The sequence below is a fragment of the Caballeronia sp. BR00000012568055 genome (assembly GCF_029439455.1).
Lineage (GTDB): Bacteria > Pseudomonadota > Gammaproteobacteria > Burkholderiales > Burkholderiaceae > Caballeronia.
In genome coordinates, this window is sequence record NZ_JAQFVG010000256.1 from 1 (window position 1) to 9962 (window position 9962).

8 protein-coding genes and 1 pseudogene are annotated in these 9962 nt (G+C 57.1%); 3 read left to right on the forward strand and 6 right to left on the reverse strand.

The genetic code is table 11. The annotated features are described in order from the left end of the window. Positions 1-2 precede the first annotated feature (2 nt). Positions 3-605 (forward strand): annotated as a pseudogene (locus P7F28_RS15325) (DUF2252 family protein); the annotation flags it as partial. Between the two features lie 125 nt (positions 606-730). Beyond that, entirely contained in the window at positions 731-1144 is a 414-nt protein-coding gene (locus P7F28_RS15330) for a DUF2252 family protein (RefSeq protein WP_277185375.1), read from the forward strand. 11 nt (positions 1145-1155) lie between these two features. On the opposite strand, the gene P7F28_RS15335 is transcribed toward P7F28_RS15330, so the two are convergent. The 5 genes from P7F28_RS15335 to P7F28_RS15355 all read right to left on the reverse strand — a co-directional run bounded on the left by P7F28_RS15335 (position 1156) and on the right by P7F28_RS15355 (position 7388). Next, the gene (locus tag P7F28_RS15335) at positions 1156-2043 is read right to left on the reverse strand and encodes an SDR family oxidoreductase (RefSeq protein WP_277185376.1); all 888 of its coding nucleotides are present in this window, start codon (positions 2041-2043) and stop codon (positions 1156-1158) included. 205 nt (positions 2044-2248) lie between these two features. After that, positions 2249-2395 carry a hypothetical protein gene (locus P7F28_RS15340; RefSeq protein ID WP_277185377.1) on the reverse strand — a complete coding sequence of 49 codons (147 nt, stop codon included), beginning with the start codon at positions 2393-2395 and terminating at the stop codon, positions 2249-2251. Between the two features lie 140 nt (positions 2396-2535). Beyond that, positions 2536-4335 (reverse strand): alpha/beta fold hydrolase, encoded by a 1800-nt coding sequence (locus tag P7F28_RS15345; protein ID WP_277185378.1) that lies wholly within the window; start codon positions 4333-4335, stop codon positions 2536-2538. A gap of 440 nt (positions 4336-4775) precedes the next feature. Continuing rightward, positions 4776-5765, reverse strand: a complete 990-nt coding sequence (locus tag P7F28_RS15350; RefSeq protein WP_277185379.1) for a PDR/VanB family oxidoreductase — start codon at positions 5763-5765, stop codon at positions 4776-4778. A 72-nt stretch (positions 5766-5837) separates the two neighbouring features. Continuing rightward, positions 5838-7388, reverse strand: a complete 1551-nt coding sequence (locus tag P7F28_RS15355; protein ID WP_277185380.1) for a Rieske 2Fe-2S domain-containing protein — start codon at positions 7386-7388, stop codon at positions 5838-5840. A 269-nt stretch (positions 7389-7657) separates the two neighbouring features. On the opposite strand from P7F28_RS15355, the gene P7F28_RS15360 reads away from it, so the two are divergent. Then, positions 7658-8344 carry a GntR family transcriptional regulator gene (locus tag P7F28_RS15360; RefSeq protein ID WP_277185381.1) on the forward strand — a complete coding sequence of 229 codons (687 nt, stop codon included), beginning with the start codon at positions 7658-7660 and terminating at the stop codon, positions 8342-8344. A gap of 77 nt (positions 8345-8421) precedes the next feature. On the opposite strand, the gene P7F28_RS15365 is transcribed toward P7F28_RS15360, so the two are convergent. Then, entirely contained in the window at positions 8422-9735 is a 1314-nt protein-coding gene (locus P7F28_RS15365; protein ID WP_277185382.1) for an MFS transporter, read from the reverse strand. Positions 9736-9962: the final 227 nt, after the last annotated feature.

Consider the following 9962-nt stretch of genomic DNA (forward strand, 5'->3'; position numbering starts at 1 on the left):
TGATGGCTTACGATTTATCGAAGTTGCCGCGCTCGGATATCAACGTGCAACTCGGCGGCGATGCGCATCTCGCCAACTTCGGCCTGTTCGCGAGTCCCGAGCGCCGTATCATCTTCGGTCCCAACGATTTCGACGAAACCCTGCCCGGCCCCTTCGACTGGGACGTGCGCAGACTGGCGACATCGTTCGTGATTGCGGCGCGGGAACGTGGCTTTACGTCGGGCGATCAGCGAAAGATCGTGCGGCGTCTTTGCGAGACCTTCCGGCAGCGCATGATCGAGTTCAGCCAGATGGACACGCTCGACGTGTGGTACTACCAATTCAAAGCGTCCGACATGCTCGCGCTCGCCGATTCCGATGAAGAGCGCAAGCGCGAACAGACCGTCATCGACAAGGCAAAACTCCAGTCGTCGCGCTCGTTGATGACGCGTCAGACCGAGATGGTCAACGGCAAGTTGAGAATCGTCGATGTGCCGCCGCTCGTTTATCACATGCCAACTTCGACGCCCAAGGAGCGAAAGCAATACGACAGCATGATTCGCCGCTTCTTCGCCGACTACCGCTTGACGCTGCCGGACGATCGCCGCGCGCTGTTCGATCGCTACGAACTGGTCGATGTGGCGGTGCGCGTGGTAGGCATCGGCTCGGTCGGCACGCGGTGTTATGAGCACTCTTTATCGCCGATGGTGAGAGTCCGCTCTTTCTGCAACTCAAGGAAGCGCGCGCGTCCGTGCTGGAAGATTATCTTCCGCGCAGCCCTTATTCGAATCACGGGCAACGTGTTGTGCATGGACAGCGCATGCTTCAATCCGCCAGCGATATCTTTCTCGGCTGGTCGAGCATGCATCACACGGGCAACGACTTTTACGTGCGCCAATTGAGAGACATGAAAGGCGCATTCGATTTTTCCGCGTTCGATGTGGCGGATCTCGCGGAATACGCGGTGTCGTGCGGCACCGCGCTCGCTCATTCGATGGCCAAAGCTGCGGACCCGGCTCTGATCGTGGGTTATGTCGGCAAGTCCGCAGCGTTCGATGCCGCGATCGAAAAGTTTGCGCTGGCTTATGCAGAGCAGAACGAAGCAGATTGGAATGCGCTAAAGGCCGCGGTGAAGTCCGGGCGGGTTCAGGCGGCGACGGAGTAGCACGTCTGCGCTCAGACGAAGCGCGCCTCGTCGAGATCGGCGATAAGCGACGGACCCTTAGGATGCCAATTCAATTTGGCTTGCGTCAGCGCGCTGGATGCCGGCATATCCAGCGCGACGAACATGGCCATCCATCCGAAATGCGCTTGTGCTTCCTCAGGCGCAATGGACTTAACAGGCAACTTCAACCCGCGCCCGAGCGACTCCGCAATCTCGCGGCTGCTCACGCCTTCTTCACCAACCGCGTGATATCGCGCGCCGCTTTCGCCCTTCGCGACGGCGAGCGCGTAGAGGCGCGCAACATCGGAAAGATGGCCTGCGGGCCAGCGATTCTCGCCTTCGCCGACATACGCGACGACGCCTTTTCGCCGCGCGATATCGACAAGCGGCGTGATAAGACCTTGCTTGAGCGGATTGTGAACCTGCGGCAGACGTACGACTGAAACGTTGACGCCTGCATCGAGCAGCGCATGGCCCGCGAGTTCGGACGCGATACGCGGATTCGGATGACTCGCGTTGAACACGTCCTCGCGCGCGGGTTCACCGTGCTCGCCACTGCCGATTCCCGTGCCCGACGTGATGATCAGCGGACGATCCGAACCCGCGAGTGCCGAACCGAGCGCAGCGATTGCGCGCTTGTCTTTCTCGCAGTTTTCAACGAAGCGTGAGAAATCGTGATCGAAAGCTGTGTGAATGACCGCATCCGCGTGCAATGCGCCGCTGTGGAGCGTGTCCGGGTCTTCGAGCGTGCCGTGATGGACCTTCGCGCCAGCAGCTTCGAGCGCGCGCGCGCCCGCATCCGAACGCGTCATGCCGATCACTTCGTGTCCCGCCGCGATCAGTTCAGGAATGACCGCTGACCCGATAAATCCTGTGGCGCCCGTCAGAAAAATACGCATGGTTGAAACCTCCTCGTTCGCAAGCGGCCACTATCCGGCGTTTTGTGCGGAGGTTGAAGTAGTGACGTCTTCGTAGTACAGGAAGTAATAGGATAAGAGAGCGCACCACTGGATAGCATAAATATCGGATAACGAACTATCTATTGAACACAATCAAAACCTTGTCGATCTTTAACCAAATTGAAAGCTTAAGACGTTACGCGCGTCACTCAAGAAAAAAGAGCGATTCCAAACAGACTGCTGCGTCATTGGAATCGCAATTGGCTGGCTGCACCACGGCCTCAAGAAACACTTGCGCCAGGGCGAACTCGCTCACAATGGTCAGCACCACCAGCAAGTAGACGAGCCTCACACCGCACCTCTTTCGATGAGTTATCTCAGCAAAAGAAGGGATTGTGCCTGTGTGAGCTTTCAACAGGATTCGTCGATTCAATAGCGGCTGGAACGCGGCGCTAAGCAGGCTTCCATGAAAATCTTAGCCCGCCCTCGCCGCTAAAGCACCGCTGTAGCCCGGTGCGGAAGCGGCCGCTCTTCGACTGCGACGTTCGTGTCCTTGACCACGGTTTCGCACAAACCGATCACCTGCTGCACGCTTCCAGCATTGAACAGCGAGTGATCCAGCTCAGGCGACGTCACCACGCGAACCGATGGATATTTCGCTAAGCGCGCGCCGAGCTTGCCAAAGTAAGAAGCCAGCAAGTCCAGCCCCGCGTCGTAGCTGCCATAAAGAAACGTGGTCTTTACGCCCTTGGCTTCGAGTGCGCGAACAATGGGTAACGGCGTGGTCGCCAATTCGGGCGGCGCATTGCGCAAGCCGTCGAGATGCAGCATATCGCTAAGGCGCGAATAGGAACGCGTCAAGACGTATCCGCCGAGAAACTGCAATACGTTCAGCAGATTCTTTTCACCGCGCAGCATGGCTTTCCACTTCTGCCATTCGAACATCGAAAACGCGTAGCCCGCCAGCGAATTGCGGGTCTTTTCGCGCATCTCTTCGGGCGTTTTATCGGCTGGCCGCTTGAACGTCGGCAGATTCACCGATATCACGCCATTGATCGTCGGTTCGATCACCGCCGCTTTGAGCGCGTGATAAGCGCCCGAGCAAATGCCGAACGTATGAATGGATTTGTAGCCCTGTCGCGATAGCCAGCGCGCAGCAAGCGCGGCATCCTGCGTCGCGAACAGATTGTAGATGCGTCCGAACGGTGTGTCGGATTGAACCTCGCCGGGTGCGGCGGGACTATCGCCCCGTCCACGCGCATCGAAACGCAACGAGGCGACGCCGCGCCGCGCCAACTCTCGCGCAATACGCACGGACAAGCGGCTGTCACCCACATGCGGACTCGCGGACGTGTTCGTCAAAATGAAAATCGAAGCACTGCGTGACGTGCCTCTGCGCGGCTCGCACAAAATCCCAAACAGCTTTTCATCGCCGATACAGACCGGATGCTCGATCGCCTCCGGCGTTTCGATCTGCAAGTCAGGCCACTTAGCCGATTCCTCGCGTGGAGTCATTTCTTTAGCGTCGCCTGCAATCCAATTAACGACTTGGGCAAAGGCCGCCTTAGGGACGCTATTGAATGCAGACTCTTGAAGAAATCCCGTTAATTCCTCAAAGACCTGAGCTTGAGTGTCTACGCCCGCTTCCGTTAAAGCATCGCGCAATGGGTCTTTGGATCCCGTGCGCGACTGCATGATCAAAGCGCGGCGCGCCGGTGCAAGGCTCGCGTTTTTCACGCTGCGAGCGAGATCGATATTTTGCAAAGCCCGCTTGAAATCGTCGTGATAAATCTGCCCAAGTACGTTTAGCGGCGCGTTGTCCGACTGCATTTCGCGGATGGGCGGCGGCAAAATATCGAGCCACGTTTTACGCGTGATGTCCAGTTCGCGCACATATTGGCGGCCGTTTGCAATCGGTGCGAGCAAAGCCAGCGCATCGACTGGAGCATGCAACGCGGCTTCGAGCGCAAAGGCCGCGCCGACACGAAATCCGCAAAGCGTCACATCGGTGACACCCGTTTTTTCCTTAAGAAATGCGACGGCGGCGCCTATATCGTTCACCGCCGTGTCGAATTGATCGGGCGCAGCATCCGTGCCATCCGAGTCGCCCGTACCGAGATAGTCGAAGCGCAGCACCCACAGACCGTGCGCGGCCAAGGCATCGGCAAGCGCACGCATGCCGCTGTAGGTCCAGACAAATTCGTGACCATAGGTATTGTACAACACGACGCCACGGGTGCCCTCGCCCGCGTGCATCCATCCAAAGCGTCTGCCAAATACAACCGGTGTCATTAGTTCTTTTCCTCGTCTCTGGCAGCACACGAGGGCCGGTGCGTTTAATGCCCGGTCTCTCTCCCCCGTGTTGGCCGTTACATCGAATCGGCCGAAGCTGCGAACGGATTTATCAGCAAATGATATTCCCTCACAACCCGATCCGGCGCATACGTCGATGCCATTACTTACCGATACGTGGATTACTTAGCGGAATTCTTGTCCTTACGGCTCGCCGATTTCCGGCGATGAGTCAGGCTGATTATATTAAGCGCGCCAAGGGGAAACTGAACAGTCTGGACAAATATGCTTTAGGTGACTACTGATTGGCGTTCGTGGCGTGATGCGCCTATTTGTCTTACCATTTCTTGGATTAATTTATTTGTAAGCTAGCCGATCCTTAACAAAAATAAAAAAGGCAGGCAAAAAATTCGCCTGCCTTTTTCCTGCTTTAAAGCGTGTCAAAGATCGAGGACCAATATTTTGCTGGTCGCACGCGAAACACATGCAGTCAAATACTCTGCCTTTTCGTCATCGCCGAGGATGCAGTCGTTGTGCTCCACTTCGCCTTCCAGATAGCGCACCTTGCACGTGCCGCATAGTCCCGCGCAGCACGATGTTTCCATCGGCACACCGGCGGACGCAAGCGCATCCGCAATGCTTTCTTCTTTCGATACTTCGATTTCCTGACCCGTACTTGCTATGCGTACGATGAAGCTGTCTAACGCATCGTTAGCGGCGTGTTCATCGACACTGCGTTCAGGCGCTTTGAAATGCTCGAAGTGAACTGTGCCCGCCGGCCAGTGCCCCGCAGCGTCCGCACACGCCTTCATAAAGCCGCCCGGACCGCAGTAATAAACGTGTTCGCCATCGCCGGGCGCATGAAGCAGATCGCGTATGTTCAGGCCATCGGACGGATCGCCGCCATCGAAATGAAATTGCAGGCGTCCGCTTGCGCGCATGGACTCGAATTCATCAGAGAATGCGGCGCACTTAGCATCGCGCGTGCAGTAGTGCATTTCATAGTCGATGCCCGCGTCCTCGAGTTCATGCGCCATTGCCTTGAGCGGCGTCACACCTATTCCGCCCGCAATCAGCACGACACGGCGCGCGCCTTCCACGAGTTTGAAATTATTGCGAGGACGGCTTACACGCACGAAATCGCCTACGCGCAGTTGTTCGTGCAAAGCTTTTGAGCCACCGCGTCCACGTTCATCGCGCAATACGGCGATCACATAACGATGCCGCTCGCGTGACGCATTGCTGATCGAATATTGGCGGATCACGCCGCCCGCGAGATGAATGTCCAGATGCGCGCCTGCCGTGAACGGTGGCAGCGCAGCGCCGTTTTCATCGACAAGCTCATACGAATTGATACCGCGGCCTTCATAGCGCACTTGCCGCACCAGCAAGTTGAGCGTATCCGCGTCGGGAATCGGTTGCGTTGACATGGTCTGAGTCCTCAATCGATGCCGGTTTTGAAAGGCGAGCGCGCACTATTGCGCCCTCGCCTCTGACCGGTCTTACTCCTTCATCGATTGTTCGAGTTCTTCGAAGCGCTCGCGCACAAACGTGACACGATCGGCGCCTTTCTTCGCTTCACTCTCGTTGAGAATGGCGACGATCTGCTTGAGCACTTTGCGACGCCGCGTGACTTCTTCTTCGACGCTGCCGCCTTCGGCAATCTCGAAGACATTGCCCGAGCAAAAGCTATTCGGCGCGCCCGCATTTTCGCGGAACCACTCGGCAAAATTCACCGCCGATGCCGCCGGATTCGAGCCGCGCAGCGCATCGCGCAGCATCTTGCGAAACAGGAACACGCCTGCATCGAACTTGGTCGGATTTTCAAGCGCGTGAACCGCGATCGGACGTTGACTGATGATCGCTTCGTAATCGCCGGGCGCGTACTGCGCCTGCTTGTAGTTTGCCCGTTCGCGATGATTCGGCGGAATGGGCACGATATCGTCGATCGTATGGTTTCCGAAACGTTCAGGACGACGCATCGCTACCTGGCCATCGAGAAAGTCGATCGACTCGTAGCCCACCAATTCCTTCTTGCCGATGCCACGCGTATCGATACCAGGACCCATCACACGCCAGCCGATCATCTTGCTGTTTTCATCGTCCACCGGAACGGTCCAGCGAATGATATGAAAGCGGCTGAAGAGCTTTTTCTTCGAACCGTCTTCAGACGTATAAGCATGCAGGCTCAGATTCGGCAACACCTGATGCTGCACCCGCACAAAAAGGCGATCTTTATTCACGCGGCGCGCGCCTGCGCACGCAAGACTGCGGCCTTGCTGAACCGGTTGAAAGTGCATGTCGGGCGCGACCTCCATTGAAGCTGCGCCGACTTCATCGAACGTCGTGCCTTGAAACTGGCCTTTAACGACATTCTTAGCGGCATGCAAAGCGGTCGGATGGAAATTGTCAGCCGCGTTGTCTTGCACCTGAAGCCAATTGCAATGTTGGAAATTGCTATAAGGAACGAGTTCGTCTCCGGGCATGACGGTGAAATCGCCTTCCCATTCCGGGAACGGCGGCTCGTTTTCCGGCGGCCCCATATAGGCGAAAATCAGACCATGACGTTCCACGGCTTTATAAGCGCCTTGACGAATGGAACACGCGTACTTCTCTGCTTCCTTTTCTTCGCCCTTAGGAAAAGGCACATGCAGGCAAGCGCCATCCACGTCAAAGACCATGCCGTGATAGCAGCACATGATGCCGCGTTCCTGAATCGCGCCATATTCAAGCGATGCACCGCGATGCGCGCAATGTGCATGCAGCACGCCGATACGTCCACTGCCGTCGCGAAACGCCACCAGTTCTTCGCCGAGAATCTTGAGAAAGCGCGGCGTATCCGTCAGTTCCATCGCCATGCAGATGGGGTGCCAGAACGCGCGCATATATTCGCCCATCGGCGTGCCCGGTCCTGTTTCGGTCAGTTCCGGATCATGGCCCGGCACCTTATTAACGTAGTAGCCGCCAAACGGCACCAGCTTCTTTACCGTCGCGGACGGTGCCGCACCGCCGCCGCTTTTCTGCCCTTCCAGCTTGTCTGACTTGATGGTCATGGGGATTCCTTGTCTCTGGTTGTTGTGGATTGGCTTGCCTGATTTATCGAACTTAGCGAACTTAGCGAACTTATCGAACGCGGATTCCGTTTCCAGAACACCGGTTACCGAACTCCGTACTCTGTATACAAAGATTAATGATGCAACGCCGCCTTGTCTCTATGGGTAAACGTGGAGCGTGGCTGGCATGGCATTGCATCCGTTGACGCACTGCGGTGGCGAGTTGTACTCTTGCCGTATTCTGTATCCAGAGACACTCGCTTAAGACCATGCCAGCAAAATTGCTCAAACTTCAGGCTCGTACCGACTACGTGGACGAAGTCTATAAAGTGCTGCTCGATGCGATCAGTTCCGGCTCGCTTGCGCCCGGAACGCGTATCACGCAGGAAGAGATCGCGGACCAACTTGCCGTATCGCGATCACCGGTGTTGCAGGCACTCAGGCTCCTGAAAAAAGACGGCCTTGTTATCGATGCACCCGGTCGCGGCCTGCTCGTCACGCCGCTCGATCCCGCATGGATCAGCCATCTTTACGAAATTCGCGGCGCGCTCGACTCGCTTGCCGCGCGACTCGCTGCGCAACGCGGTGCAAAGCTCGATCGTGCGCTTATCGCGAACGGCCGGCGCGCGTCCAAAAGCGACGACGTCAAAGCCATGATCGATGCCGATCTGGCGTTTCATCAAGCCATCTATGAAGCGTCCGGCAATCCGCTGATCGCGGAAACCGCGCATACGCATTGGGTGCATTTGCGCCGCGTGATGGGCGCCGTGCTTCAGGCATCGGGGCAACGTAAATCGATCTGGGATGAACATGCTGCAATCGCCGCTGCCATTGCTGAGGGCGACGAAGCGCGTGCGTCGGAACTGACGGATCTGCACACGGCCAACGCACGCAAGAACCTCGTTGAGCGTCTTGGTCTTGTGTTGAGCGAGCGGCAGCAAGCGGAAGCCACGTGAAATCACCAACGGGCGAGCGTTGTCATCGAGTAGAAAAGCCCCGCATTTGCGGGGCTGATTGCCTGTGCGCCGAGACATCAGCCGTTATTGCGGCGGCTATTCACGAGCGACGCAGGCACCGTGAAGACCAACGCAGCACCGATCACCAGACTCACCGCGAGACCGAGCACGCCATTGCCTGTCGAGCCTGTCTGCGTCTGGATGATGCCGATAAGCCACGGGCTGACCACGCCGGAAATACTGCCTACCGAGTTGGCCAGCGCAAGACCCGCCGCTGCAGCCGCACCGCTAAGAATGGCGGGCGGCAAGACCCAGAACTGCGAGATCGTGGTGACCACGCCCATTGTGGCGAGCGTCAAAGCGATCATGCCGAACAGCGTCGAATGCGCGTAGACCACGCTGAGGTAGAGGCCGAGTGCGCCTACGAGACCTGCACCGGCAAGATGCCAGCGCCGTTCGCCGCGCTTGTCGGAGCTATGCCCGACCATCAACATAGCGATCGCGCCTGCTGCGTAAGGAATGGCGGAAAGCAAACCAATATGGAAAGTGTCGGATACGCCGCTTGCCTTGACGAGCGTCGGCAACCAGAAGCTGACGCCGTACAGACCCATCGTAAAGAAAAAGTAGGTAACCGAAAGAAGCAGCACGCGCGGGTGCAACAGACCATCTTTGACGGAGTGCAATGCGTGCGCCGGTTTCTCATCGCGCAGGTTCGCTTCGAGCATGGCCTTTTGCGAATCGGTCAGCCACTTCGCATCGGATACTTTGTCGTCCAGATAAAAATAGGCGATCACGCCGAAAATAGCGGTCGGAATGCCTTCGAGCAGAAACAACCACTGCCATCCCGCAATGCCGTGCGCACCGCTCATATGCGTCATGATCCAGCCGGACAGCGGGCCGCCGACCACGCCGGACATGGGAATACCCGTCATAAACAGCGCGGTCACCTTGCTTCGTCTCGACGCGGGAAACCAGTAGGTCAGATACAAAAGAATGGCGGGAATAAATCCGGCTTCGGCAACGCCGAGCAGAAAACGCATCACGTAAAAGCTCGTGGGCGTGGTGACAAACATCATGGCCGCGGAAATCAGGCCCCACGTCACCATGATGCGCGCAATCCAGCGGCGCGCGCCGACTTTGAGAAGAATCAGATTACTTGGCACTTCGAACAACAAGTAGCCGATAAAGAATACGCCGGCGCCTGCACCGTAGACCGCCTCGCTAAAGTGAAGATCGTTAAGCATCTGCAACTTCGCAAAGCTCACGTTGATGCGATCGAGATAAGCGCAAAGGTAACAGATAAAGAGAAACGGCAAGAGACGCCACGTCACCTTCGAATAAGTGGACGACTCGTCGCCTGCCAGCCAGGCGGCCGGGCTATGGGAACTCATAGTTTTTTGTCTCCTGTAGGGATCAGGCGCGGACAGGCGAGTGAGTGCCATTCATGCGCAATCCGCGGCTCTATGCGCCGCTTTCCCGCCATGCCGATGTCGAGTCTCGACAACATTCATGTTCCTTGCGCGACCGGCGAAACACAAACGATGCCTGTTCATAGAACCATGACACGCATTCATGCATAAGGAATTGCCATGAGGCGCATCCCCAACTTTGTTCTATT

Coding starts and splice junctions, on each gene's coding strand:
- P7F28_RS15365 (WP_277185382.1), bottom strand. CDS start 9,735: ATGAGTTCCCATAGCCCGGCCGCCTGGCTGGCAGGCGACGAGTCGTCC.
- P7F28_RS15355 (WP_277185380.1), bottom strand. CDS start 7,388: ATGACCATCAAGTCAGACAAGCTGGAAGGGCAGAAAAGCGGCGGCGGT.
- P7F28_RS15360 (WP_277185381.1), top strand. CDS start 7,658: ATGCCAGCAAAATTGCTCAAACTTCAGGCTCGTACCGACTACGTGGAC.
- P7F28_RS15350 (WP_277185379.1), bottom strand. CDS start 5,765: ATGTCAACGCAACCGATTCCCGACGCGGATACGCTCAACTTGCTGGTG.
- P7F28_RS15345 (WP_277185378.1), bottom strand. CDS start 4,335: ATGACACCGGTTGTATTTGGCAGACGCTTTGGATGGATGCACGCGGGC.
- P7F28_RS15335 (WP_277185376.1), bottom strand. CDS start 2,043: ATGCGTATTTTTCTGACGGGCGCCACAGGATTTATCGGGTCAGCGGTC.